This is a genomic window from Duganella sp. (genome assembly GCF_039595735.1).
Lineage (GTDB): Bacteria > Pseudomonadota > Gammaproteobacteria > Burkholderiales > Burkholderiaceae_D > Rugamonas.
This window is the reverse complement of the sequence record NZ_JBCNLB010000004.1, coordinates 70,739-95,721: the sequence shown is the minus strand read 5'-3', so window position 1 is coordinate 95,721 and position 24,983 is coordinate 70,739. Positions and strand designations below refer to the sequence as shown.

Below are 24,983 nucleotides of genomic sequence, written 5' to 3'. Positions count from 1 at the left end.
GGGGCGCAGACGGCTGCCCGATGAATTCAGTATGCCATTTAAAAATTAATTTGGCTAGTCCACATTGCGTATTTGGTCTGACCACCTTAGAATGGCCTGACCAGATGGCAAATCAATAAGCCACAAAAGAGACGAGACACCGATGCTGAAAAAGACCGCACTTCCTGCCGACAGCAATGCCCACGAGCCGCGCCTGTACCGCGTGGTGGCTGACCGCATCCAGGAACTGATCCGCAACGAAAACATCGCCGCCGGCGAGCGCCTGCCGTCCGAGCGCGACCTGGCCACCAAGCTGAGCGTCAGCCGCGCCTCCCTGCGCGAAGCCCTGATCGCCCTTGAGCTGGGCGGCGTGATCGAAGTGCGCGGCGGCTCCGGCGTGTACGTCAGCGAACTGCCGGAACCGGCCGAAGCCGACCTGCCGGAAGCCGGCCCCGGTCCCTTTGAAGTGCTGTCCGCGCGCCGCCTGATCGAATCCGAGATCGCCGCGATTGCCGCCCGGGTGGCTACTGACAGCGCCATCGACGCCATCCTGCAAGCGGTGGTGGAGATGGAAAAACACCACGCCAATTATTCAAGCAACGAGCAGGCCGACCGCAACTTCCACCTGGCCATTGCGCGCGCCACCGGCAACAGCGCGCTGGTTGGATCGCTGAACTACCTGTGGGATCAGCGCGGCCGCCTGTGGCACAAGCTCAAGGAACATTTCCAGACCGAGGAACTGCGTCAGGAAACGCTGAAGGACCACCGCCGCATCCTGGAGGCGATTGCCGCCCACGATCCGGCCGCGGCGCGCAAGGCCATGCGCGCCCACCTGGAGCGCGTGACCCGTACCTTCTCGCGCGGCTAGACAGTATCTGTAGCAAACGCAGGTCCGGCCTCGATGCCGGCCGCGTCAATAAAGCAATCAAGTTATCGACCGACTCGACCTCGGCCCGGCTGCGCAGGCAGCGCAGCGGCCCTCGTCTTAGCGGCACGGAGTACGCGAGGTGCTCCACTCACGCCGGCGCTTTTCAGCGCAGCGTATAACTTTATTCAAGAGACGAAGGAGACAACACCATGAAGTCCGAGCACCCGGTCCAGAAACGTTCCGCACAACCCCGCCTGCTGCTGTCCGCCATTAGCCTGGCTGTGCTGACACTGGCCAACCAGGCAGCGGCGCAAAACGCCAGCGACGATGCCAACATGACCCGCGTCGAAGTGACCGGTTCGAGCATCAAGCGCGTCGCCAATGAAGCATCGCTGCCTGTTACCACCGTCAAAGCCGAGGACCTGGTCAAGCAAGGCATGACCACCCTGGCCGACTTCATGATGGCGCTGCCGCAATCGGCCTCGCTGGCGCCATCGAACGCCGGCTCCGGCACCAACATCAACCTGCGCGGCCTGGGCGTGAACCGCACCCTGGTACTGCTGAACGGCCGCCGCCTGGCCAACGAGGCGATTGCCGACGGCTACGCCAACCTGGACGTGATTCCGATGTCCGCCATCGCCCGCGTTGAAGTGCTGCGCGACGGCGCCTCTTCGATCTACGGTTCCGACGCCATCGGCGGCGTGGTCAACTTCATCACCAAGACCCAGTTCGAAGGCACGCAGCTGACCGCACAAGCCGTGCAGCCCGAGAAAAAAGGCGGCGGCGACGAACAGCGCCTGACTGCCACCTGGGGCAAGGGCAACCTGGAACGCGATGGCTGGAGCTTCTACGCCACCATCGACGCACACCAGCGCTCGCGCCTGGCCGCATCGGATCGCGCTTATCTGAGCTCGGTAGAAAAACTGACCGCACTGGGTCGCGCGCCGACCCTGGGCACCGGCGGCAACGCCACCCCGGCCAACTTCACCACGCCAACCAACAAGAACGCGCAGAACCCTTACGCGGCCAGCGGCTGCCTGGCGCCGTACTCCATCGTCGGCCAGAAAGGCACGTGCGTACTGGATGCCAATGAATACGGCACCGCGCTGTACGCCAACCAGCAGGTCACCTTCTACGCCCGCGGCAACTACAAGATCAGCGAAGACCACGTGATCAGCGTCGACTACTCGCGCGGCGAAGAATTCATCAAGGCCACCCGCAACCCGACCAATGCGCTGGCCGTCAATGGCGTAGCGCCGATCCTGCCGTCGACCAGCAAATGGTATCCAGGCGGCAGCGGCGGCGTGCCTGCCGTGGCAGGCCTGAACGGCGCGCCACTGACCCTGACCTGGGCCGTGGCCGACCTGGGCCTGGCCACCACCAAGGACGTGCAGCTGAACCAGCGCCTGGCCGTCAGCGATGAAGGCACGCTGGCAGGCTGGGACTACAAGGCCGGCCTGGTGATCGGTATCTCGAACCGCGACAATTACTACTACGACGGCTACGTCAAAGGCCAGGGCCTGCTGGACGGTCTGAAAAACGGCAAGCTGAATCCATTCGGCCTGCAGGATGCCGAAGGCAAGGCGTATCTGGATTCGATCAGCGTGGACGGCGCCAAGAACCGTACCTCGAAGTCGACCTTCACCGGCATCGACATCACCGCCAGCCGCGCCCTGACCGAACTGCCAGGCGGTTCGCTGGCACTGGCAATCGGCGCCGACCTGCACCGCGATACCACCGAGGACACCAAGCTGGCCGTGGTCAGCGACGTCACCTATGCCAACACCAGCCCATCGCACGGCGAAGGTGCGCGTAACGTGGCCGCGGTGTTCACCGAGATCAACGCGCCTATCACCAAGACCCTGGAACTGAACGGCGCCGTGCGTGCCGACCATTTCAGCGACTTCGGCACCACCGTCAATCCAAAGATCAGCTTCCGCTGGGAGCCTAGCAAGCAACTGATGTTCCGCGGTTCGGCCAACACCGGCTTCCGCGCGCCGACCCTGTTCGACGCCTACGGCTACCGCCTGCCGGGCGCCACCGGCCTGACCGCCGCCAAGTGGGACGATCCGGTACTGTGCCCTGGCGGCACCCCGGGCGTGGCCGGCACCGGCACCGCGCTGCCGGGCTACGTGGCTTCGACCGTCTGCAACACCACCCTGCCCAAGCAGACCGGCTCCAACGCCGGCCTGAAACCGGAAAAGTCGAAAGGCTACACGCTGGGCGTGGTGATGGAACCGATCAAGAACAGCATGATCTCGCTGGACTACTGGAACATCCGCATGACCGACATGCTGGCCAACCTGCCGGAGCAGGTTTACTTCCTGTACCCGCAGCAGTATGCGTCGTACTTCGTGCGTAACGCCGACCGCACCATCAACTACATCAACAACACCACCATGAACCTGGGTGGCCAGAAGGCAGCTGGTGTGGACGTGTCGGGTTCGTACTCGTTCCCGAAAACCGCGTACGGTGATTTCAAGGTGTCGATCGACGGTACTTACCTGACCCAGTTCGACAACCAGCTGTATGCAGGCAGCCCGTTCGTGTCGAACATCGGCCAGTTCGGCCTGGCCAGCAACGGCACCACGTCGAGCTTCCCGATCATCACCTATCGCTGGAAGCATACGGCAAAGCTGAACTGGGCCAAGGGTAACTGGAACATGCAGCTGACCCAGAACTACAACTCGAAATACACCGACCAGAATCTGGTGGCCAAGCAGTACTGGCGCAACATCAACTCGTACAAGCAATGGAACTACACCGCGACCTACAACGGCTTCAAGAACATGCAAGTGGTGGCTGGCATCACCAACCTGTTCAACGCGCCGCCGCCAGCAACCAACAGCAGCCTGTATAGCTTTGGTTACCTGAGCAGCGCCGCCAGCCCGATCGGCCGCGCCTACAATGTACGTGTGACTTACAACTTCTAATCCGCCTGAGTAGGGGCGCCGGACCGGAACCACGGCCGGCGCCTTTTTTTTGCCGGGACCTCACCATGAAAACCCTGATTACCTGCCTCGCCGCCGCAACCACCTTGCTGGCCGGCGGCGTGCACGCGGCCGATAAGCCTGTCCGCTTCATCCTGGTCGGCGATTCCACCATGGCCAACAGCAGCGGTTACGGCGACGCTTTCTGCGCGCGCGTCAATCGCGCCAACACCTGCATCAACCTGGCGAAAGGCGGGCGCAGTTCCGGCAGCTTCCGCGCCGAAGGCCGCTGGGATGAAGTGGAAGGCCTGTTGCGCGGCGCGGCCGCCTACCGGGCCACCTATGTGCTGATCCAGTTTGGGCACAACGACCAGCCGGGCAAGCCCGGGCGCTCGACCGATCTGAAAACCGAATTCCCCGTCAACATGGCACGCTATGCGCAGGAAGTAAAAGCGCTGGGCGGCGTGCCGGTGCTGGTCACGCCGCTGACCCGCCGCACCTTCAAGGATGGCGTGTTGGAGAACAATCTTGGCCCCTGGGCTGACGTCATCCGCGCCACCGCGGCCGCGCAAAAAACACCGCTGCTGGACCTGAACGCGGACAGCTACGCCGCCGTGCAGGCCATGGGCCAGGATGAGGCGGACACGCTGGCCATGGTGCCGCGTCCCGCCGACTATGGCGCGGCGCCGGCCGCCGGTAAAGTGGAAGTCGCGGGGGCCGCCAAAACTGCCTTCGACCGCACCCACGTCGGGCCCAAAGGCGCGGCCTATTTCTCGCGCATGGTGATGGAAGAACTCAAGCGCGCCATTCCCGAACTGGCCGGCCAGTTCAAGCCGGAGAACGAACAGTGACGCGTCATCGCATCCCGGCCGCGCTGGCGCTGCTGCTGGCCGCCGGCGCCACGCAAGCGCAAGACACGCGCAAGGTCAATGAGCCGGTCGCGCCCCCTTCATGCACCGTGCTGACCGCAGCGGCGGCAGCCGGCGATGACACCGCGCGCATCCAGTCCGCCATCGACCAATGCCCCGCAGGCCGCGCCGTGCGCCTGACCGGCGGCTTCGTCTCCGGTCCGCTCAGGCTGCGCAGCGGCGTCAGTCTGCTGCTTGACGCCGGCGCCGTGCTGCAAGCCAGTCCGAATCCCAGACTGTACGACCGTGGCGCCAACACCTGCGGCACCGTCGACAAACAGGGACGCGGCTGCAAACCCTTCATCACCATCGACAATGCCAGAGCCAGCGGCATCTACGGCGAAGGCAGCATCGACGGCCAGGGCGGCCGCGTGGTCGAAGGCGGCAGCGAATCATGGTGGCAGCTGGCGCGCCGCGCACAGAAGGAAGACGCGCGCCAGAACGTGCCGCGCCTGATAGAGGTCACCAATTCGCAGGACATCACGCTGCACAAGATCACCCTGCACAACTCGCCCAACTTCCACGTCACGCTGAACAAAGTGGATGGCTTCACCGCCTGGGGCATCCGGATCGACACGCCAGCCACCGCGCGCAATACGGACGGCATCGATCCCATCTCTTCGCGCAACGTCACCGTCGCCTACAGTCATATCCGCACCGGCGACGACAACATCGCCATCAAGGCCGGCAACAACGGGCCCACCGAGAACATCTCCGTGCTGCACAACCGCTTCTACAGCGGCCATGGCATGTCCATTGGCAGCGAAACCAATGGCGGCGTGCGCCGCGTGCTGGTGGAAGACCTGAGCATGGACGGCACCACCTCCGGCCTGCGCATCAAGAGCGACGTCTCGCGCGGCGGCGCCGTGGATCAGGTCAGCTATCGCAACGTCTGCCTGCGCAATGTGAAAACGCCGATCGATATCGGCGCCCGCTACGACGGCAAGGCCGAAGGCACGCTGATTCCGGTCTACACCAACATCAGCTTCGACGACGTGCATAGCGTCACGCCGGGCCGCGTCAGCGTGCAGGGCTACGACGAACAACGTCCGGTGCTGGCCAGACTGCGCAACGTCAGCATCGCCGGCAAGGCAGACCGCAAGATCGAATATGCCAACCTGGCTGGCGAGGCAATCAGCGCCGTCGATACCAGCACCTGCGCCAACCGCTTCGCGCCCTTCCCCGAAACAGCGGCCAGCACACGCCCGCAACTGACGCTGGAGCAGGCAAGGCAATATGCGTACAGCGAGGTCTTGAAATACGTCGGCGTGGCCGGCAAGGAAACCATCGATCCCTGGGATCCGCTGTCCGATCCGCTGGCCAGGGGCGCGGCCTTCACCCCGGACTACATCGTCGACAAGGCCGCGCGCGCTGACGGCGTCCGCATCTTCAACACGGTGCAGGAAGCCGTCAGCCGCGCGGTGCTGGACAGCGCCGGCAAGCGCTTGTACATGCTGGTGAAGCCGGGCGTCTATCCGGAGCTGGTCTATATTCCGGCCTCCGCCGCGCCCATCACGCTGTACGGCGAAGGCAAGGATGCTGCCGCCACGCGCATCACCGCCAGGCTGGATGCATCGGTCACCGGCGCCGCCTACGATGCGCAGCATGGCGCGCAATTCGTCAAGGCCGCGCCGGCGGTGCAGGCGATGTACGCCAGCATCAAGGACCGCGCGCAAATCGGCACCTTCGGCACGCAAACCGTCTGGGCGCAGAACAGCGGCTTCCAGGCACGTAACATCACGTTTGAAAACGGCTACAACAAGGACACCGGCAACGCCCGCGCGGAAGCGCTCCCCAATATCAACAACATCCACCACCAGGCGATCGCGCTGAGCGTGGATAGCGCCGACAAGGCGCAATTCGAAAACGTCCGCCTGATCGGCTTCCAGGACACGCTGTTCCTCAAATCACCGCAACCCGGCAGCACGGTGCGCAGCTTCTTCAACAAATCCTATATCGAAGGCGATGTCGATTTCATCTTCGGCGACAGCACCGCCTACTTCCACCAAAGCGAGATCCGCACGCTGGGCGACCGTGGCGTGTCGTACGTCACCGCACCGGACACGCATGTAAAAAGCAAATACGGTTTCGTCTTCGACAATGTGCGCTTCACGCACGAAGGTGCGAAGACCGGCAACTTCTATCTGCTGCGCCAGTGGTTCCACAGCGCCCGCTGCACACCATACGCGCCGCTGCCAGTGGAAGGCTATAGCTGCACCTATGGCCCGACCAACGGCTACAAGGCACCGACCGGAACGGTGGCGCGCGTGTCGCTGGAAGCGGTCGGCAAGATGGTGGTGCTGAACTCGCGCATCGGCGCGCACATCAACAAACAGCAGCCCTGGTCCGACTGGAACAAGAAAGGCACCATTTCCTACCGCCCGGCCCAATACAGCTCGGACGACCACTGGAACAACCTGATTAAAGCCGGCATCGATCCCGTCAAGGATCTCGGCTACACCGCGCCGCCTTCGCCACCCGACGTTTTCCTCGGTGAGTTCAACAATTCAGATGAATAAGGACTACAGCATGACCATCAATAACCAACGCCGCAACCTGATGAAAGCCTTGCCGGCAGCGGGCCTGTCGTTCGGCTTGCCGGCCGTTGCGGCTACTGCACCCGACCCGTGGCTGCAGGCACAAGCCATCATCGACCACGTCTCAAAGCCGCCCAGGTTCCGCAAGGAAGACTTCAACATCACCGCGTTTGGCGCCAGGACCTGTAAGCTGACCAAGGTGAAAGCATGGATCTCGCACGAAGACCAGGAAGAACTGGGCACGCCGGCTGCCGATGCGCCGGACTGCTACGCCGCCATCAAGGCCGCCATCAAGGCCTGCCATGACGCCGGCGGCGGCCGCGTGGTGATTCCGGCCGGCGACTGGTTCGTGGCCGGCCCTATCGTGCTGCTGTCGAACGTGAACGTCCACCTGAACAAGGGCGCGCACGTCTACTTCAGCCACAACCCAGCGGACTTCGCCAAGTATGGCGATATCGATTGCGGCAAGCATGGCAAGCTGACCATCTCGCGCTGGCAGAGCAACGACTGCCTGAACTACTCGCCGATGGTGTACGCCTACGGCCAGGACAATATCGCCCTCACCGGCGACGACTGGACCGCGATTCTCGACGGCCAGGGCGGCGTGCCGTTCAACGATGCCGGCGACTGCTGGTGGACCTGGAAGGGCAAGCAGAAAACCATCAACTCCATCGGCCAGGGCACCACGCCCAACTTCAAAGCCGGCAAGATGTCGGAGAACACGGTCAATCCACTGAATCCGGTCTCGCTGGCCACCGTGGCGCCGGCACTGACCGAGGCGGAGCGCGTGCTGATTCAAGGCGAAGGCGATAAATGGCGTTCGGACGCGCAGTATCTGCCGGCGCTGTCGGAAGCGGGCGTGCCGCTGTCCAAACGCATCTTCGGCGTTGGCCACTATCTGCGTGCGCCGATGATTCAGCTGATCGGCTGCACCAACGTGCTGCTGCAAGGTTACCGCGTACAGAACACGCCGTTCTGGCAGCACCACCCGGTCCACTGCCGCAATCTGGTCATCCGTAATGTGGAGATGCACAGCCACGGCCCTAACAGCGACGGCTTCGATCCGGAAGCCTGCGATCACGTTCTGGTGGAAGGCTGCACGTTCGATACCGGCGACGACTGCATCGCCATCAAGGCCGGCAAGGATCTCGACACGCAGTACGGGCCGTCGCAAAACATCGTCATCCAGAACTGCATCATGCACAGTGGCCACGGCGGTGTGACCCTGGGCAGCGAGATGGCTGGCGGCATCCAGAACGTGTTCGCGCAAAAGCTGGTGTTCGAGAACGCCAACTGGAAAACCAATCCGCTCAACACGGCGATTCGCATGAAGACCAATATGAATCGCGGCGGCTATCTGCGTAACTTCTACGTGCGTGATTGCACAGTGCCGAATGGCGTGCAGATTTCGCCGTCGTTCTATGCGTCGCTGCCGGGTTCTCCGATCCAGTCGAAGACAGTAGCCACGGCGGCCGGCGCCATCGTCACCTTCGATTGCGACTACACGCCGATCAGCGACAATGTGCGGATTCGTCCGCCGGTGGTCGACAATATCCAGATATCCAACATCAAGGCCGGCAACGTCACCAAGGATGGCAAGACTGCGTCCTGCTTCCAGGCGATCGTGATTCTTGGCCCGGTGGCTTCGGACTACAACGGCCCGCAGCCGGCGCCACCGGTATTCCCGGTGACGAATGTGTCGATCAGCGATTGCGATTTCGGCACACCGGTGAACAGTGCGTCGCCATGGTTCCTCTACAACGTCAAGAATCTGGCGCTGAAGAACGTCACCATTGGCGGCAAGGTGCATAACACGGTGTTGTCGGCATAATGGCGGCGCGCGCGCTGTGGGCGCTGATACTGACCGCGGCTGCCGCTCCGGTGGGTGCAGCGATAACGTCCGTGCAGCCCGCGCACGGCGCCCAGCAGGTCAATCCGGACACGCATCTGGTGCTGCGCTTCGACCAGCCGCCGGTGCTCGGCACATCCGGCCTGATACGCATCTATGATGCCGCCAGCGGCAGGCTGGTGGACGCGCTGGACCTCAGCATTCCCGCTGGCCCGACCGAGCGCACCAAGCTGCCTGCGGCGCCCTATCTGAGCACGCCCTACGTCTACGCCGACGGCCCGCGCGCAACCAACGCCAACACCAAGGCCGGCACGCCGTCTGCCGGCGCCGAGCCGGGTGACGCCGGCAAGTACCAGCTCACCATCATCGGCGGCTTTACCGATGGCTTCCACTTTCATCCGGTGATTGTGCGCGACAAGACGGCGACGATTTACCCACACAACAATCTGCTCGAATACGGCAAGCGCTATCGGGTGCAGATTGACGATGCCGTGTTTGGCCATGCGGTGAAAGCGTGGGAGTTCAGCACCAGGCCGGGCGGGCCTGCGGCAGACGCGCAGCGTGTGGTGGTCAGTGCGGACGGCACCGGAGATTTCAACACCGTGCAGGGCGCGCTGGATTACGTGCCCGACCATCCGGTACGCCGCGTCACCATCTTTGTGCGCAATGGCGACTACGAGGAAATCGTCTACTTCCGCAACAAGTCCAACATCACGCTGCAGGGCGAACAGCGCGACAAGGTCCGTATTCACTACGCGAACAATGAAGTCTTCAATCCGCATCCGCCCAATATCAGCACCAATGAAGTGGCGGGCACATTCCCTTCGCGCCGCGCGGCCTTCGCGGCGGATAACGTCAAGGCTGTACACCTGCGCGATCTGACGCTGGAGACCACGCTCGCCGGCCAGGCCGAGGGCTTGCTGATTACCGGCGCCGAGAACATCGTCGCCAACACCACCGTCATCGGCTCGGGCGATGCCTTGCAGGTCAACGGCAGCACTTACCTCCCCGGCGTGAAAGTGGTCGGCCATGGCGACACCATTCTGGGCCGCGGACCGGCATTCTTTGAACGTTGCGACATCCAGTCGCGGCACGCCTTCATGTGGATACGCAATCCGGCCACCAACCACGGCAATGTGTTTGTCGACTGCCGCTTCACCGCGATCGGCGGCCAGACTGAATTGGCACGCCTGCCGGCCAACAAGGGCAAGAACTATCCGTATGCGGAAGCGGTGCTGATCAACGCCACGCTGAGCGGCATCAGTCCTGCGGGCTGGGGACAGATCGATGGCGACACGGCCAATGTGCGCTTCTGGGAATACAACAGCCGCAATGCGGACGGCACGCCGGTCGATGTGAGCCAGCGCCATCCCGCATCGCGCCAGCTGACCATGGAAAAGGATGCGCAGACCATCCGCAACTACAGCAATCCAGCGTGGGTTTTAGGCGACTGGGCGCGGCACTGAGATTGGCATATACTGGCCGGAATGACATTGAGAGGACTGCCATGCGTCCACTGCTCCCGCTATTGCTGTTCGCTTCCACTGCCGTCCAGGCCGCGCCTGCGGAGGCGCTCAAACCGATGGCTTTTTTGGCCGGGCATTGCTGGAAGGGTGAATTCCCCGGCGGGAAGCAGACCGACGAACACTGCTTCTCGTGGGCGCTCGATGGCCAGGCGCTGCGCGACATCCACACCGTGCGCGCACCGGGCAAGCCGGATTATGTGGGCGAGACCATCTACTACTACGACTCCGCCGCCAAGGCGGTGGCTTACCTGTACGTCGAAAACACCGGCGGCTACAGCCGCGGCACCATGAAGCCGTCGATCAGTGGCCTGGAATTCCCCGAAGCCCACTACATCGCCGGCGGCCAAACCCTGCCCTACCGCGCCCACTGGAGCGTCCACACCGACGCCTACGAAGCCGTCAGCGAAATGTACCTCAAAGACAAATGGGTCACCCAATTCAAGATGACCCTCAAGAAGCAATAATCACGGGCTGACGCGGAAGAAGTCGATGTCGGCGTGGCCGGCGGGGCCGGCGCTGAAGAGGCCCATCTGGGCGCCGACCCAGCGGCCCATTTTGGCGGTGAACTGGGCGCCGATCGGTGTGTACCTGGTGCCGTCGACGCTGTAGGAGAATTGGGTGACGCCGCCCGCCAGCACCTGCATGCGCAGCCAGACTTGCGGCAATGGCAGCTCGACGCCGGCTTCCTGCTGCTCGTGGCAGTTGGCGTCGGCCTTATAGCAGCTGACCAGCGCCAGCTGGGTGCGGCCGTCGCTGCGGCGGGTGCCGAGCCAGGCGTAGTCGGCGCCGTACATGACCAGGCCTGCGACGCCGCCGTCGGACAGGCCGGAGGCGTCAACCTTGGTGGTCACCGTGAAGGTTTCGGCCGGCAGCTTTTGCAGCAGCAGCGACGGCACGTCCCACAGATTACCGGAACGCGCCTGGCTGAACAGACGCAGCTTGCCGTCGCCCAGCGCGTACCACGAGGGCTGCCAGTTCGCATTCCACTGCCATTGCAGACCAAGCGCGGCGCCGTTGAATTCATCGCTGGTGGGCGGCGCGGCGCTGACGCCACCGGACACCGGCACGCGGTAATGCAGCACCGGCTCGCCGGCAGCACCGCCGACGTCTTTGCCGATCAGCGGCCAGCCATCGCGCCAGATCATCGGCTGCAAATGCACCACACGGCCGTAAGCGCGCTTGTCCTGGAAGTGGATGAACCAGTCTTCGCCCTGCGGCGTCTGCACCCATGCACCCTGATGCGGACCATTCACCGGCGAGCTGCCCTGCGCCATCACGATGCGGTCTTCATACGGCCCGTAGATGCTGCGCGAACGGAAAGCCGACTGCCAGCCAAACTCCACGCCGCCAGCTGGTGCAAACACGTAGTAGTAGCCATCACGCTTGTAGAACTTCGGTCCTTCCAGCGTGGTGTACTTGGGCAGCTTGTTGCCGTCGATGATGACGGTGCCTTTGTCGTCCAGCAGACGGCTGGCGTCCGGCGCCATGCGGCGCAGGGTCAGCACATTGGCGAAACCGGCGCGGCTCCTGGCCCATGCGTGCAGCAGGTAGGCCTGGCCGTCGTCATCCCACAGCGGCGTTGGATCGATCAAGCCTTTGCCGGCGGCCAGCAGGTGCGGCGCGCTCCAGGGGCCGGCGAAATCCTTGGCGGTCATCACGTAGATGCCGAAATCGGGATCGGGATAGAAGATCCAGAACTTGCCGTCGTGGTAGCGCAGGCATGGCGCCCACACGCCCTTGCCATGCTGCGGCCTGGCGAATACGTCGGCCGGCACCAGCTGTGGCAAGGCATGACCGACCAGGGTCCAGTTGACCATGTCCGGCGACTGCAGCAGCGGCAGGCCCGGCGCGTTGTTAAAACTTGAGGAAACGAGATAGTACTGATCGCCGACGCGGATCACATCCGGATCGGAATAGTCGGCGTGAATAATGGGATTCTGGTATTCGCGCGGAACGGTACTGCACGCGGCCAGCAAGGCCGCAAACAAAAAGGGCAGACACCGTAGCAGTATCCGCCCCATGATCATGCTCCAAACGGCGTTTCAGCCACGCCTTTGACACCAACGTTCAGCATCACCACCGAACCGCCCCACTCCGCATCTTCCGGCTTGCCGGAGACGATGGAAGTGACCAGCAGCGTGTCCAGATCCTTGCCGCCAAAGGCGCACATGGACGGCTTCAGCATCGGCACTTCGACCCGGCGATCGAGCTTGCCCTGCGGCGTGAAGCGTGCGATATAGCCGCCATCGTTACCGCACACCCAGTAGCAGCCGTCGGCATCGACCGCGGCGCCGTCCGGACGGCCGGTTTCGCCGGTCATATCGGCAAACACGCGGCGGTTGCTCGGAACCCCGTCAGCGATATCGTAATCGAAGGCCCACACCATGCGCCGCTGCGGATGCGAATCCGACAGATACATGGTGCGGCCATCCGGCGAAAACGCCGTGCCGTTCTGGGTCAGCAGCTCGGACACCATCGGCGCCGAAATGCCGCGCGCCGCATCGTAGCGATACAGCTGGCCCACCGCGCGCGCCGCGCTCATGTCCATGAACATGGTGCCGGACCAGAAACGGCCCTGACGGTCGCAACGGCCATCGTTGAAGCGCATGCCTTCGCCAAGGCCGGAGGCCGGCGTCGCCAGCTTGAGCGCAGTCGCGGTTTGTCCCGCGCCCAGTTCAAGGCTGAAGATGCCGGTTTCCATGCCCGCGATCAGTCCACCGCCAGCCTTGGCCGCCACGCAGGCGACCATCTCGGCGTTGTCCCAATAGCGCGCGGCGCCGCTCGAACCGGCCAGGCGCCAGACGCGCCTGGCCGGGATATCGACCCAGTACCACGCGCCTTCGGCCGCGCTCCACGTCGGGCTTTCGCCCACCGTGCATTGAACGCCTGTTACGCGTTCCATACCAGGTCGCCGTTCACCACGCGCGGGATCTTCTGCGGGTTAGCGTCCTGCAGCGATTCCGGCAGCAGGTAGGCCGGCACGTCCTGGTACGACACTGGACGCAGGAAGCGGTCGATGGCCGACGCGCCCACCGAGGTGGTGCGGCTGTCCGAGGTCGACGGGAACGGGCCGCCGTGAACCATGGCGTGCGCCACTTCCACGCCGGTGCCGAAGCCGTTGAACAGGATACGGCCCACTTTGCGCTCCAGGATCGGCAGCAGCTTGGTGGCCAGCGCCTTGTCGTCGGCGGCAGCGTGCACGGCGCCGGTCAGCTGGCCTTCCAGGTGCTCGGCCACGGCCAGCAGTTCTTCTTCGTTCTCAGCCACCACCAGCAGCGAGGTCGGGCCAAAGATTTCGCCTTCCAGCGCCGGATCGTTCAGGAAGCGCTTGGCTTCAACCTGGTACAGGAACGCTTGCGCGCCGCATGGCAGATCGTTGGTCTGGCCGGCGGCAACCTGCTGCACGCCTTCCACCCCAGCCAGGCCTTTGACGCCGCTGGTGTAGGCTTTGTGGATGCCCGGGGTCAGCATGGTGGTGGCTGGCTTGGCGCCGATGGTGCCGGCGGCAGCGTCAACGAAGGCTTGCAGCTTGTCCGACTTCAGGCCGATCAGCAGGCCCGGGTTGGTGCAGAACTGGCCCGAACCCAGGGTCAGCGAATCGGCAAACGCTTGCGGCAGCTTAGGATTGTCCAGCGCGCCTGGCAGCAGGAACACCGGGTTGATCGAGCTCATCTCCGCGTACACAGGGATCGGTTCTTTACGGGCAGCGGCGGTTTGCATCAGCGCCACGCCGCCGGCGCGCGAGCCGGTGAAGCCGACCGCCTTGATGAACGGGTGCGCCACCAGGTTCTGGCCGATGGTCTGACCGGAGCCGATCAGCATCGAGAACACGCCTTCCGGCAGACCGCACTCTTCCACGGCTTTGGCTACCGCCTTGCCGACCAGTTCCGAGGTGCCCAGGTGGGCCGAGTGGGCCTTGACGATGACCGGGCAGCCGGCCGCCAGTGCCGAGGCGGTATCGCCGCCGGCCACCGAGAACGCCAGCGGGAAGTTGGAGGCGCCGAACACGGCAACCGGACCCAGGCCGATCTTGCGCAGGCGCAGGTCAGGACGCGGTGCCGGCACGCGGTCCGGCAGCGCGCTGTCCAGGGTGGCGCTCTGGAAGCGGCCGTCGCGCACGACTTTCGCGAACAGGCGCAGCTGGCCCACGGTACGGCCGCGCTCGCCTTCCAGGCGGGCTTGCGGCAGGCCGGTTTCCTGCATGGCGCGCTCGATCAGGGTCGGGCCCAGATCCATGATGCGGTCAGCGATGGTTTCCAGGAATTTGGCACGTTGTTCCAGGCCGGTGGCGCGGTACACGTCGAACGCCGCATTGGCCAGCTCGGCGGCGCGTTGCAGGTCGGCGGTGCTGGCCAAACCGAACGCTGGTTCGATTTCCACATTGCGCGACGGGTCGACGGCCTTGACAGTGCCTTCTTTACCAACGAAGGCGGTGCGGCCAATAATCATTTCTCCTGCGACTTGCATTTTTGCGGCTCCTCATGTGTGAAAAGCGCGGACGAGGCCGCGCTTGAATTTGTTTTTCGATTCAACTAATAGCTTAACCGATTATTGGGCGCCTTGCTTGAGCATCAGCTTATGCAGCATATCCGTTTCTTCGGCGGTCAGGTCGGTCAACGGTGCGCGCACCGGACCGGCATCGTGGCCCGCCAGCTTGGCGCCGGCCTTGACGATCGAGACGGCGTAGCCAGCCTTGCGGTTGCGGATCTCCAGGTATGGCAGGAAGAACTCGTCGATCATGCGGTTTTGTTCGGCGTGGTTGTCCGAGGCCACCGCGTGGTAGAAGTCCATCGCCAGTTTCGGCATGAAGTTGAACACCGCCGACGAATACACCGGGGTGCCCAGCGCCTTATAGGCCGCTGCGTACACTTCCGCGGTCGGCAGGCCGCCCAGGTAGCTGAAGCGGTCACCCAGCTTGCGCCAGATCGACACCATCAGTTCGATGTCGCCAATGCCGTCCTTGAAGCCGATCAGGTTCGGGCAACGGTCGGCCAGGATGGCCAGCGAGGTCGGGCTCAGGCGGCAGTTGGCGCGGTTGTAGACCACAACACCGAGGTTGGTGGCCTTGCAGACCTCTTGCACGTGGGCGATCAGGCCGTCCTGCGACGCTTCGGTCAGGTAGTGCGGCAGCAGCAGCAGGCCTTGCGCGCCGGCTTTTTCTGCTTCTTTCGCATAAGCGGCAGCCACGCGGGTCGGGCCGCCGACGCCGGCCAGAATCGGCACCTGGCCGCGGCAGGTGTCCACCGCGGTCTTGATGATTTCCGGGTATTCCTGCGGGGTCAGCGAGAAGAACTCGCCGGTGCCGCCGGCGGCGAACAGCGCGCTGGCGCCGTACGGCGCCAGCCATTCCAGACGTTCAATGTAGGTCGATTTGCGGAAGTTGCCTTCAGCGTCAAAGTCGGTGACCGGGAAAGACAGCAGGCCGGAGGAAAGGATTTTTTTCAGGTCATTCGGTTGCATTACAGTCTCCAATATTGACGTCTGGGGTGAGGATGAGGACGACATTGCGTGTCGTGTTGTATGACATCGTACAACTAGATGCGATTGGAAGCAAGCGATTTAACCACAACCGTCGAATCGCGTTGCTTTAACGTTACTGCGCGGTGCTGGCCTCTTGCTGGGCGCGGCGCAGGCGTTCGCGGCTGTTGCTCAGGTGGGTGCGCATGGCGGCACGGGCCGCTTCCGCATCCTTGCGCAGGATGGCGTTATAAATGTCGTCATGCTCGCGGTTGACGCGTTCCTGGTAAGCCACCGGATCGTCATGCGCCAGCTGCGCCGAGTCCAGCCGCGCGCGCGGGATGATGGTATTGCCGAGATCGCTCAGGATATCGACGAAATAGCGGTTGCCGGTGGCCTGGGCGATCAGCAGGTGGAACGCCTTGTCCGACTCCACTGCCCCCTGGCGGTTTTGCGAGGCGACGATGCGTTTCAGCGCGGCATCCATCTGCTCGACCTGCTCATCGCTGCGGCGGGTGGCGGCCAGCCAGGCCGCCTCGGTCTCCAGGCTGATGCGCAGCTCCAGTATCGACAACACATCGCCGATGGTGCGGATGGTGTCGGCGGCAAAGATATTGGCCGGCTGCGGCTCCAGCACAAAGGTGCCGATGCCGTGGCGGGTTTGCACCAGCCCGGCGGCCTGCAGGTGCGAGATGGCCTCGCGCACCACGGTGCGGCTGACGCCATGCATTTCCATGATCACCGATTCGGTCGGCAGCTTCTCGCCCGGTTTCAACGTGCCGGCCTGGATGCTGGCGGTAAAGCTCTCCACCACGCCCTGGGCGAGGTTGCGATGCTTTTTCTTGGGGGCGGCGGCTGGGACGAGCTGATTCATGGGCGATAGTTTGTTGTATGACGACGATAGAATACACGCATTGGCGCGTGGATTATATCTACAACATCATTTTTGCCACAAATCGGCCTTATACCAGCAACGCCGCGCTCATGGAGGCAGCCTCGTCGGCGGATTCCAGCAGGATCTGGTCGAGCAGCGCGTTGTCGTCGATAAAGCCGCTCAGCGACGGGCTGTCCTGCCCTGCCGCCAGTGGCGAGCGCACCGGCGCCAGCCGCTTGGCCAGCAGCAGCGTGTCGCGCAGGCCCAGCGGCGGCGGCGTCAGGGTGGCGCCGCGCAGCGAGACGATGGCCTGGCTGACCGGCTCGGGAATGTTCATTTTCTTCATCATCTCGCGCGAGATGATTTCCTGCGCCGCGCCCATCCACTCGGCCGGGTCGTCCAGCAGGCCCGGCATCTCGTCGGCGCGCGACAGCAGATAGAAGCCGCCAGCCTCGTGCACGATGCCGGCAAACAGCGCGGTGTCGGGATCGGTGGACGTCAGTCTGGCGCCGATCACGCGCGCCAGCGCCGCCACGTGGGCCGTGTGGCGCCACAGCTGGTCAGCCTGGCGGCGCAGTTGCTCGTCGCGGAGGCGGGCGCCGAACTGGCGCACCACCATCGCCGCGGCCATGGTGTACAGGTTGCGATATCCGACCCGCTGCACCGCCGCGCGCACGCTGGTGACCGGCACGCCGCTGCGGTTGAACACGGCCGCGTTGGCCAGCGCCACGGTGCGCGCGGCCAGCAGCGGCTCGCCCAGCACCTTGCGGATCACATCGTCGGTTTCGCAATCGGGATCGGCCAGCGCCAGTTGCAGGCGCAAGGCCGCATTGACGCTGGTTGGAAAAACCAGCTCGCCACGTGCGGCCTGGCTGACGATTTCCGAGAAGTCTTTTAGTTTTTCCATGGCAACATTATAGCGCTAACGCGCCGCGCCTTTGGCAACTTGTTCGCCGGCGTTGCTAGCAAGCCGCAATGCATCGGCCAGACCCAGCAGGCTGACCAGCGCCACCAGCAGGAAAGCCAGGCGGTAATCGATGGCCGGCCAGTGGCTGATGCCCAGCGCCTGCGCGCCCCAGTGCCCCAGCCGCACGCCGCTCGCGCCGAGGGCGATGCCGAGGCCCAGCGCCACCTGGAACGCGGTGCTGAACAGCGTGTTGGCCGCCGCCATGCGCGGCTGCGGCACATCGGCAAAGGCAATGGTGTTGAGGGCGCTGAACTGCATCGAGCGCGTCAGGCCGCCGGCAAACAGCACGGCCGCGATCAGCCACACCGGCGTGGACGGCGTCAGCAAGGCGCAGGCGGCCAGCGCGCTGACGTTGGCCAAGCCGTTCACCAGGATCACCGGCTTGAAGCCGAAGCGGCGCAGGATCGGCGTGGTGGCCGGCTTCATCATCAGGTTGCCGGCAAAGACGGCAATCACCAGCAGGCCGGCATGGAAGGCGTCCAGGCCGAAGCCCAACTGGAACATCAGCGGCAGCAGGAAAGGCACAGCGCCGATCGCCATGCGGAACAGCGAACCGCCAACGATGGTGATGGCAAAGGTGGGAATTGCGAACGACGACAGATCGATCAGCGGATGCGCGGCGCGCCGCAAATGCCAGCCCAGCGCCGCCAGCAGCAGCGTCCCCAGCGCCAGGCAGGCGCCGGCCTCGCGCCAGTCCGGATGTTGGCCGCCGGTCACTTCCGCGCCCCAGGTCAGCAGCAGCAAGGCGCTGCCGCTCAGCAGGAAGCCGGGCCAGTCGAACGGCCGCTGCTGCGCTGCGCGCTGATCAGGAATCAGCCGCCACGCCAGCGCCAGCGCGATCAGGCCCAGCGGCAGGTTGAGATAAAAAATCCAGCGCCACGAGGCATAGCTGGTGATGAAGCCGCCCACCGGCGGCCCCAGCACCGGCGCCACCAGCGCCGGCCAGGTCAGCGTGGCAATCACGCCGATCAGCTTTTCCTTGGGCGTGTTATGCAGCACCACCAGGCGGCCGACCGGCACCATCATGGCGCCGCCCGCGCCCTGCAGCACGCGCAGCCAGACAAATTCCGTCAGGCCGTGCGCCATCCCGCACAGCACCGAGGCCAGCGTGAAGATGGCCAGCGCGGCGGCAAACACGCGGCGTGCGCCAAAGCGCTCGGCCACCCAGCCGCTGATCGGGATGAACACCCCCAAGGTCAGCAGATAGGCGCTGACGCCGACGTTGAGCGCCAGCGGCGCCACGCCAAACGCATGCGCCATGTCCGGCACTGCCGTCGTGATGACGGTGCCGTCCAGGTTCTCCATGAAGAAGGCGCCCGCCACCAGCAAGGCAATCCACTTGCTGTCAGCCGGCGTGCGCGTACTGCCTTGCATAAGCTGCCCTTGCCGCGTTGTCCGAACGCGCATTGTGACGCACGGCGGAAGTTTCCGCACGCTGACTAGCAAAACGCTAGCGCGCGTACGGATAGGCAAGTGTGTATTTCATGCCACGTTTGAGATGAACACTCGTGCTATTTTCGGCCCACTGCTATAGAGTCGAGCTACAACACTAACATCGGAGACAACCACATGAAGAGAACTGCCGCCTACGCAGCGTGCCTGTCCGCGCTTGCCTTCCTTTCGGGTCACGCTGTCGCGCAATCTTCGGTCACAATTTACGGCACGCTCGACGTAGGCCTCGATCGTATTGATAAGGGCGAGGGCAATGTGCAGGGCACCCTGTTTGGCGTCAGCGGCACCACGCCGGTGCCGAACCGCATTGCCGCCCCGGCCACCGTCACCACCCGCCTGACCCCATCGCACACGCGCCAGAGCAATATCGGCTTCCGCGGCGTGGAAGACCTGGGCGGCGGCTACCGCGGCCTGTTCGTGCTGGAAGGCGGCGTCACCATCGACAACGGCGGCCAGGCCAACGACAACCGTCTGTTCGGCCGCCAGGCCTATGTCGGCCTGACCACGCCGGTCGGTGAAGTCAAGCTGGGCCGCCAGGCCAGCCCGATGCTGATCTCCTACTATCTGGTGACGCCGGAAGCGATCGGCAGCACCGACCTGCTGGCCGCCGGCCTGGTGGTCAACACGGTGCAGACCTGGCAGGACAACCAGATCAGCTACGCCATCAAGCAAGGCCCGTGGACCGCGATCGCTTCCTACGCCACCAACTCCGGCATCGGCAGCGGCATCAGCGCGGCGCGTTCGGTGGCCACCTCGTCGACCCCGGTTGCCAGCGGCACCACCGGCCAGATCGTCGGCGGCCTGACGGCCGGCGCCGAAACCGCCAGCGGCCGCGGCAAGACTGCCGGCGCCATGGTCGCCTACCGCAGCGACGAACTGGTGGCACTGGCGTCCTACCACCGCAACAACTTCGACGGCGTGCCGATCGGCGTGGTGTCGGGCACCACCCTGGTGCCGCTGTTCTTCGGCGAGCGCTTCACCTCCTTCATGGCGGCGGCCAAGTACACCTTCCCCGGCGTCGGCACCTCGATCGCGGTGGCGGGCCACAACGCCCAGTTCTCGCTGCGCGGCAACACCGATCCGGAAGTGCGCACCTGGACCGCCACCATCAAGCATCCGGTCGGCTCGTTCGACCTGACCGCGGCCTTCCTGCACACCTACTTCACCAACTACACCAAGGGCAAGGATCGCGGCCTGATGCTGGGCGTGGACTACAACTTCTCCAAGCGCACCGCGCTGTACACCCGCTTCGGCGGCATCAAGGACAAACGCGGCAACGTGGTGGTCAGCAGCGCTACCCCGCTGCCGCTGGCCGGCGGCCCTGGCGCCATCCTGATCCCGCTTGGCACCCAGGAAGTGCCGCTGTTCTCCGGCGCCGGTCAGAACATCGACGCCCGCACCACCATGCTCAGCCTGGGCATCCGTCACTCCTTCTGACGAAAAAAAAGCGGGGCACTGCCGGTACAGTGCTCCGCTTAAAACACACAGCGCGAAACTTGTTTTACAGGTGAGTGGCTATCTGCGGCAGCAGATCGTCAAAGGTACGGCCATTGCCGTTCTCACCGATTGCATGCATCTTCCACTCGCCGTTGTGGCGATAGACCTTCGCCATGATCTGTGCCGAGTGCGGCCCCTGCACCGACAGGTTGAAGCGCGCCACTTCGCGGCCATTGGCGGCATCCAGCAAACGGCAGTAGGCGTTTTCCACCTGGGCGAAGGTCTGGCCGGTGAAGCTATTCACCGTGAACACCAGGCTCTTGATATTCGACGGCACCGCATTCAGGTCGACGTTGATCTGCTCATCGTCGCCATCGCCGGCGCCGGTGCGGTTGTCGCCGGTGTGGACCACGCTGCCGTCCTTGCTCTTCAGCTGACGGAAGAAGATCACATCCACCGGACGGTGGCCTTCGTCGAACAGCACGCACGAGGCGTCCAGATCGACCGCTTCGGTCTTGCTGCCAAAGCCGAGGAAGCCCTTGCTCTTGATGGCGTCCCAGCCCAGGCCCATGGTCACGCGGCCCAGTGCGCCGCCGGCTTCCTTCTCCAGAGAGATCTTCTGGCCCTTGCTTAAATTGACTGACATAGTTACTCCTATTGATTACTGTGCGCTTTGGCGCATCAGGAACGATTGCAGCGCCGCGCTGTTGCGCGAGCAGATCAGGATCTTGCCCTTGCCCGAAAAACGCAGCACCATGCCCTCGCCGCTGGTCTGGCTGTTCACCAGATTGCTGAGGAAGCCGCCGCTGCTGCTGGTCGTCATCGAAATGTCGTAGCGCAGCCGGCTGTCCCAGGCCACCACGTGGGCGTTGTCGATAATCACGTCGCGCCCCGGCTCGACTTCCAGTTCCGAGATGCCGCCGAAGCCGGACACCACCACCTGGCCGACGCCGCTGGTTTCCGTGATGAAGAAACCGCCGCTCTGCGCAAACAGCGCGTTGCCGACATTTTGCGTGCGCACCTTCAGCTCCACGCTGTCGGCGGCGGCCACAAAACAGCCGTCGCTCAGCATGTACTGGTTGTGGCCGACGTCGAGGATCTGCAGCGCGCCCGGCAAGGTCGGCGCCAGCAGGCAATCGCCGTTGCCGCGCACCGCCTCGATGTGCTGCTGGAAAAAGGACTCGCCGTTGGCAAAGCGCCGCATCAGCGCGGCGCCGATGCCGCCGGTCATCTTGCCCTTGAGTTCCAGCGCCTCTTCCATCATCACCATGGCGTTCGATTCGCAGTAGATTTTTTCTCCCTGACGCAGCGACACATGGAGGAAGGGATCGAAGTCACCAGTGATCGTAAATACAGGCATGATTAACGAGTCCTTTCCTGTGCATTAAACGCCGACGCCGAACGAACCGGCCAGGGGGCCGAGGCCGCCCTTGAAGCCCTGGCCGACGGCCTTGAACTTCCAGTCGCCGTTGTTGCGGTACACCTCGCCGAAGATCATGGCCGACTCGGTCGAGCTGTCTTCCGACAGGTCGTAGCGGGCGATCTCGGTGTTGCTAGCGCCGTTGACCGTGCGGATGAAAGCCTTCTGCACCATGCCGAAGTTCTGACGGCGGGCGTCGCCCTCGTGGATGGTGGCGCAGATCGCGATACGCTCCACATCGGCCGGCACCTTGGTCAGGTCGATGGTGACGGTTTCGTCGTCGCCATCGCCGGCGCCGGTACGGTTGTCGCCCGAGTGGGCCACCGACTGGTCGGACGATTTCAGGTTGTTGTAGAAGATGAAGTCGCTGTCATTGCGCACCTTGCCATCGACTTTCAGCAGGAAGGCCGAGCCATCCAGGTCGAACGGGCTGCCGTCCGTGCTGCGCACGTCCCAGCCCAGGCCGACCACAATTTTGGTCAGGCCGGGCGCTTCCTTGCTCAGATTAACGTTGCCACCTTTTTGCAGACTGATTGCCATTTGTAATGCTCCTTAAATGAAAACCGGACTTGGGTACTACAAGGGGCGGGCCGTTGTCCGTATAAAACGGCCCGCCGGATTCTTTACGCCGTGACGGCGATCGCTTCCTGCTGACGGCGGTGGCGCACCGAGGACCACACCGAAGCCGCGATAAACGCCACACCAATCAGGCCGGTGAAGATCTCAGGCACATGGAACTTCATGCTGGCCAACATAATCGCGGCCAGGATACCGATCGCGTAGTGGGCGCCGTGTTCCAGGTACAGGAACTTGTCCAGCGTGCCTTTCTTCACCAGATAAATCGTCATCGAGCGCACAAACATCGCGCCAATCGCCAGGCCCAGCATGATGATCACAACGTCGGTGGTGATCGCGAAGGCGCCGATCACGCCGTCAAAGCTGAACGAGGCATCCAGCACTTCAAGGTAGAGGAAGCCGCCGATACCGCCGCGCTTGACCATCTCGCCGACATTGCCGCCGCCCTCTTCCTCCTTCTCCAGCAGGCTGCTGATGCCGTCGACACCGACGTAGATCAGGATGCCCCACAGGCCGGAAATCAGCACCACCAGCTTCTGGCCTTCTTCCACCAGGCCCATGCAGGCCAGCAGCACGCCGATCGAAAGCATCACCGAGATCGAGGAGATGCGGCCCAGCGAGCCCAGCTTCTTCTCGAAGTTACCCAGCCAGTGCGTTTCCTTTTCCGAATCCAGCAGGAAGTTCAGGAACACCAGCAGCAGGAACATGCCGCCAAATGCCGCCACCTCGGCGTGGTGATTGGTCAGGTGCGTCGAATACGTCTTGGGATCATTCAGCGCCAGGGTCCACACATCCAACACATTCATGTCGGCAGCCACCGCCACAATCACCAGCGGGAACACCAGGCGCATACCGAACACGGCGATGATGATGCCGACGCCAAGGAACAGCTTCTGCCAGTATTCATCCCAGTTCTTCAGCACCGAGGCGTTCACCACCGCGTTGTCGAAGGACAGCGACACTTCCATGGCGGCCAGAATCAGCGCCACGCCAAAGGCGGACAAAGCGCCGCCCCACCCTGCCAGCTCATAGCCCCACCAGCCTGCCAAACCAAGGCAGATAAAACTGACGAGGAAAGAAATCCTGAAATGCTTCATCGTTTTCTCTCGTTGTTATCAATCGATGGACGCAGTGTAAAGAAAACCGTCACTTTGAAAAATAGAAGATAATTGAAGTATTACTTCGTAAAAATCGAACTATGAAAAACAGCGGACTCAATTTCAGGCACTTGTATTTCTTCTGGATGGTGGCCAAAGAAGGCGGTGTCACGCGTGCTGCCGAGCGTCTGGGGCTGGCGGTGCAGACCATCAGCATGCAACTGGCCTTGCTGGAACAAGCGATCGGCAAGCAGCTGCTGGAACCGCAGGGACGGCGGCTGGTGCCGACCGAAGCGGGCAAGCTGGCGCTCAGCTATTGCGACCAGATCTTCGCGCTGGGCGGCCAGTTGCAGGATGCGCTGGAGCAAGCCGAGACCGGCAAAATGCGGCTGACGGTGGGCATCTCCGACTCGCTGCCCAAGCTGATCGCCTACCGCCTGCTGCAGGCGACGCAGCGCATGGGCACGCAAGTGCGGCTGGTGTGCATGGAAGATGAATTTGAAAGCCTGCTGGCCGATCTGGCGCTGGGCAAGCTGGACGTAGTGCTGACCGACCGCACCGTGCGCGCTGGCGGCAGCCTGAAAGTCTTCAGCCACCTGCTGGGCGAGAGCGACATGCAACTGTTTGGCGTGCCGCGCCTGGCGCGCAAATACCGGCGCAACTTCCCGGCCAGTCTGGATGGCGCGCCGCTGCTGGTACCGACCCGCAACAACGCCCTGCGCGGCCGCATCGACGCCTGGCTGGTGCAGCATGAAGTGCGGCCGGAAATCGTTGGAGAATTTGAAGACAACGCCATGCTCAACACCTTCGGCCGCAACGGCTTAGGGTTATTCTTTGCGCCGTCCGCGCTGGCGCAGGACATTGAAGACCAGTTTGGCGCCGTACTGGTCGGCAACGCCCCTGAACTGCGCGAACACTTCTACGCCATCTCCAACGCCCGCAAGATCACCCACCCGGCGATTGAAGCCATCCTCAACGAAGTGCACAGCGGCCTGTTCGCCTAACTCCGGGGTCAGGTCCGCCATTTCTACACGTGCTCTGCCGTAAGCGGGCTTACGGCAGAGCACGTGTAGAAATGGCGGACCTGACCCCGGATTATCGTTTAA

20 protein-coding genes are annotated in these 24,983 nt (G+C 63.5%); 9 read left to right on the top strand and 11 right to left on the bottom strand.

Annotated features, from left to right (window positions below; all coding sequences use genetic code 11):
• Window positions 1-142: 142 nt before the first annotated feature.
• From ABDW57_RS10215 to ABDW57_RS10185, 7 genes are all read left to right on the top strand, one after another.
• On the top strand, window positions 143-847 hold the full coding sequence (locus ABDW57_RS10215; protein ID WP_343730096.1) for a FadR/GntR family transcriptional regulator: 705 nt from the start codon (window positions 143-145) through the stop codon (window positions 845-847).
• Between the two features lie 209 nt (window positions 848-1,056).
• Window positions 1,057-3,780 (top strand): TonB-dependent receptor, encoded by a 2,724-nt coding sequence (locus tag ABDW57_RS10210; RefSeq protein WP_343730095.1) that lies wholly within the window; start codon window positions 1,057-1,059, stop codon window positions 3,778-3,780.
• 65 nt (window positions 3,781-3,845) lie between these two features.
• A complete protein-coding gene (locus ABDW57_RS10205) occupies window positions 3,846-4,628 on the top strand; it encodes a rhamnogalacturonan acetylesterase (RefSeq protein ID WP_343730094.1) in 783 nt (260 codons plus the stop codon).
• Window positions 4,625-7,204 carry a pectinesterase family protein gene (locus tag ABDW57_RS10200; protein WP_343730093.1) on the top strand — a complete coding sequence of 860 codons (2,580 nt, stop codon included), beginning with the start codon at window positions 4,625-4,627 and terminating at the stop codon, window positions 7,202-7,204. Before ABDW57_RS10205 ends, ABDW57_RS10200 begins: the two co-directional genes overlap by 4 nt.
• A gap of 10 nt (window positions 7,205-7,214) precedes the next feature.
• Complete coding sequence (locus tag ABDW57_RS10195; RefSeq protein ID WP_343730092.1) at window positions 7,215-9,053, top strand: glycoside hydrolase family 28 protein; 1,839 nt, start codon at window positions 7,215-7,217, stop codon at window positions 9,051-9,053.
• A gap of 71 nt (window positions 9,054-9,124) precedes the next feature.
• Window positions 9,125-10,537, top strand: coding sequence for a pectinesterase family protein (locus ABDW57_RS10190; RefSeq protein ID WP_343730091.1), 1,413 nt, complete (start codon window positions 9,125-9,127; stop codon window positions 10,535-10,537).
• A gap of 41 nt (window positions 10,538-10,578) precedes the next feature.
• Window positions 10,579-11,061, top strand: a complete 483-nt coding sequence (locus ABDW57_RS10185) for a hypothetical protein (protein WP_343730090.1) — start codon at window positions 10,579-10,581, stop codon at window positions 11,059-11,061.
• Here ABDW57_RS10185 and ABDW57_RS10180 read toward each other — a convergent pair whose 3' ends face one another.
• The 7 genes from ABDW57_RS10180 to ABDW57_RS10150 all read right to left on the bottom strand — a co-directional run bounded on the left by ABDW57_RS10180 (window position 11,062) and on the right by ABDW57_RS10150 (window position 19,269).
• Window positions 11,062-12,618, bottom strand: a complete 1,557-nt coding sequence (locus tag ABDW57_RS10180; protein WP_343730089.1) for a glycoside hydrolase 43 family protein — start codon at window positions 12,616-12,618, stop codon at window positions 11,062-11,064. It lies immediately after the preceding gene.
• Between the two features lie 2 nt (window positions 12,619-12,620).
• Window positions 12,621-13,499, bottom strand: coding sequence for an SMP-30/gluconolactonase/LRE family protein (locus ABDW57_RS10175; RefSeq protein WP_343730088.1), 879 nt, complete (start codon window positions 13,497-13,499; stop codon window positions 12,621-12,623).
• Window positions 13,487-15,064, bottom strand: a complete 1,578-nt coding sequence (locus ABDW57_RS10170; RefSeq protein WP_343730087.1) for an aldehyde dehydrogenase (NADP(+)) — start codon at window positions 15,062-15,064, stop codon at window positions 13,487-13,489. The genes ABDW57_RS10175 and ABDW57_RS10170 overlap by 13 nt, the downstream gene beginning before the upstream one ends.
• An 81-nt stretch (window positions 15,065-15,145) precedes the next feature.
• On the bottom strand, window positions 15,146-16,057 hold the full coding sequence (kdgD, locus tag ABDW57_RS10165; protein WP_343730086.1) for a 5-dehydro-4-deoxyglucarate dehydratase: 912 nt from the start codon (window positions 16,055-16,057) through the stop codon (window positions 15,146-15,148).
• A gap of 133 nt (window positions 16,058-16,190) precedes the next feature.
• Window positions 16,191-16,928 carry a FadR/GntR family transcriptional regulator gene (locus ABDW57_RS10160; protein WP_343730085.1) on the bottom strand — a complete coding sequence of 246 codons (738 nt, stop codon included), beginning with the start codon at window positions 16,926-16,928 and terminating at the stop codon, window positions 16,191-16,193.
• A gap of 88 nt (window positions 16,929-17,016) precedes the next feature.
• Window positions 17,017-17,835, bottom strand: a complete 819-nt coding sequence (locus ABDW57_RS10155; RefSeq protein WP_343730084.1) for an HDOD domain-containing protein — start codon at window positions 17,833-17,835, stop codon at window positions 17,017-17,019.
• A gap of 15 nt (window positions 17,836-17,850) precedes the next feature.
• Window positions 17,851-19,269, bottom strand: a complete 1,419-nt coding sequence (locus tag ABDW57_RS10150) for an MFS transporter (RefSeq protein WP_343730083.1) — start codon at window positions 19,267-19,269, stop codon at window positions 17,851-17,853.
• 195 nt (window positions 19,270-19,464) lie between these two features.
• Between ABDW57_RS10150 and ABDW57_RS10145 the strand changes: the two genes are divergently transcribed.
• Complete coding sequence (locus ABDW57_RS10145) at window positions 19,465-20,784, top strand: porin (protein ID WP_343730082.1); 1,320 nt, start codon at window positions 19,465-19,467, stop codon at window positions 20,782-20,784.
• Between the two features lie 64 nt (window positions 20,785-20,848).
• On the opposite strand, the gene ABDW57_RS10140 is transcribed toward ABDW57_RS10145, so the two are convergent.
• From ABDW57_RS10140 to ABDW57_RS10125, 4 genes are all read right to left on the bottom strand, one after another.
• On the bottom strand, window positions 20,849-21,430 hold the full coding sequence (locus tag ABDW57_RS10140; RefSeq protein WP_155463832.1) for a TerD family protein: 582 nt from the start codon (window positions 21,428-21,430) through the stop codon (window positions 20,849-20,851).
• 15 nt (window positions 21,431-21,445) lie between these two features.
• Window positions 21,446-22,144 carry a TIGR00266 family protein gene (locus ABDW57_RS10135; protein ID WP_343730081.1) on the bottom strand — a complete coding sequence of 233 codons (699 nt, stop codon included), beginning with the start codon at window positions 22,142-22,144 and terminating at the stop codon, window positions 21,446-21,448.
• Window positions 22,145-22,168: 24 nt separating this feature from the next.
• Window positions 22,169-22,744 carry a TerD family protein gene (locus tag ABDW57_RS10130; protein ID WP_343730080.1) on the bottom strand — a complete coding sequence of 192 codons (576 nt, stop codon included), beginning with the start codon at window positions 22,742-22,744 and terminating at the stop codon, window positions 22,169-22,171.
• A gap of 83 nt (window positions 22,745-22,827) precedes the next feature.
• The gene (locus ABDW57_RS10125; RefSeq protein WP_343730079.1) at window positions 22,828-23,877 is read right to left on the bottom strand and encodes a DUF475 domain-containing protein; all 1,050 of its coding nucleotides are present in this window, start codon (window positions 23,875-23,877) and stop codon (window positions 22,828-22,830) included.
• 101 nt (window positions 23,878-23,978) lie between these two features.
• On the opposite strand from ABDW57_RS10125, the gene nhaR reads away from it, so the two are divergent.
• On the top strand, window positions 23,979-24,881 hold the full coding sequence (gene nhaR, locus ABDW57_RS10120) for a transcriptional activator NhaR (protein ID WP_343730078.1): 903 nt from the start codon (window positions 23,979-23,981) through the stop codon (window positions 24,879-24,881).
• Window positions 24,882-24,983 lie beyond the last annotated feature (102 nt).

What these genes read in the sequence shown, in the direction of transcription:
- ABDW57_RS10215 (WP_343730096.1), top strand. Translation starts at nt 143, where the DNA reads ATGCTGAAAAAGACCGCACTTCCTGCCGACAGCAATGCCCACGAGCCG.
- ABDW57_RS10210 (WP_343730095.1), top strand. Translation starts at nt 1,057, where the DNA reads ATGAAGTCCGAGCACCCGGTCCAGAAACGTTCCGCACAACCCCGCCTG.
- ABDW57_RS10205 (WP_343730094.1), top strand. Translation starts at nt 3,846, where the DNA reads ATGAAAACCCTGATTACCTGCCTCGCCGCCGCAACCACCTTGCTGGCC.
- ABDW57_RS10195 (WP_343730092.1), top strand. Translation starts at nt 7,215, where the DNA reads ATGACCATCAATAACCAACGCCGCAACCTGATGAAAGCCTTGCCGGCA.
- ABDW57_RS10185 (WP_343730090.1), top strand. Translation starts at nt 10,579, where the DNA reads ATGCGTCCACTGCTCCCGCTATTGCTGTTCGCTTCCACTGCCGTCCAG.
- ABDW57_RS10180 (WP_343730089.1), bottom strand. Translation starts at nt 12,618, where the DNA reads ATGGGGCGGATACTGCTACGGTGTCTGCCCTTTTTGTTTGCGGCCTTG.
- ABDW57_RS10175 (WP_343730088.1), bottom strand. Translation starts at nt 13,499, where the DNA reads ATGGAACGCGTAACAGGCGTTCAATGCACGGTGGGCGAAAGCCCGACG.
- ABDW57_RS10170 (WP_343730087.1), bottom strand. Translation starts at nt 15,064, where the DNA reads ATGCAAGTCGCAGGAGAAATGATTATTGGCCGCACCGCCTTCGTTGGT.
- kdgD (WP_343730086.1), bottom strand. Translation starts at nt 16,057, where the DNA reads ATGCAACCGAATGACCTGAAAAAAATCCTTTCCTCCGGCCTGCTGTCT.
- ABDW57_RS10160 (WP_343730085.1), bottom strand. Translation starts at nt 16,928, where the DNA reads ATGAATCAGCTCGTCCCAGCCGCCGCCCCCAAGAAAAAGCATCGCAAC.
- ABDW57_RS10155 (WP_343730084.1), bottom strand. Translation starts at nt 17,835, where the DNA reads ATGGAAAAACTAAAAGACTTCTCGGAAATCGTCAGCCAGGCCGCACGT.
- ABDW57_RS10150 (WP_343730083.1), bottom strand. Translation starts at nt 19,269, where the DNA reads ATGCAAGGCAGTACGCGCACGCCGGCTGACAGCAAGTGGATTGCCTTG.
- ABDW57_RS10145 (WP_343730082.1), top strand. Translation starts at nt 19,465, where the DNA reads ATGAAGAGAACTGCCGCCTACGCAGCGTGCCTGTCCGCGCTTGCCTTC.
- ABDW57_RS10140 (WP_155463832.1), bottom strand. Translation starts at nt 21,430, where the DNA reads ATGTCAGTCAATTTAAGCAAGGGCCAGAAGATCTCTCTGGAGAAGGAA.
- ABDW57_RS10135 (WP_343730081.1), bottom strand. Translation starts at nt 22,144, where the DNA reads ATGCCTGTATTTACGATCACTGGTGACTTCGATCCCTTCCTCCATGTG.
- ABDW57_RS10130 (WP_343730080.1), bottom strand. Translation starts at nt 22,744, where the DNA reads ATGGCAATCAGTCTGCAAAAAGGTGGCAACGTTAATCTGAGCAAGGAA.
- ABDW57_RS10125 (WP_343730079.1), bottom strand. Translation starts at nt 23,877, where the DNA reads ATGAAGCATTTCAGGATTTCTTTCCTCGTCAGTTTTATCTGCCTTGGT.
- nhaR (WP_343730078.1), top strand. Translation starts at nt 23,979, where the DNA reads ATGAAAAACAGCGGACTCAATTTCAGGCACTTGTATTTCTTCTGGATG.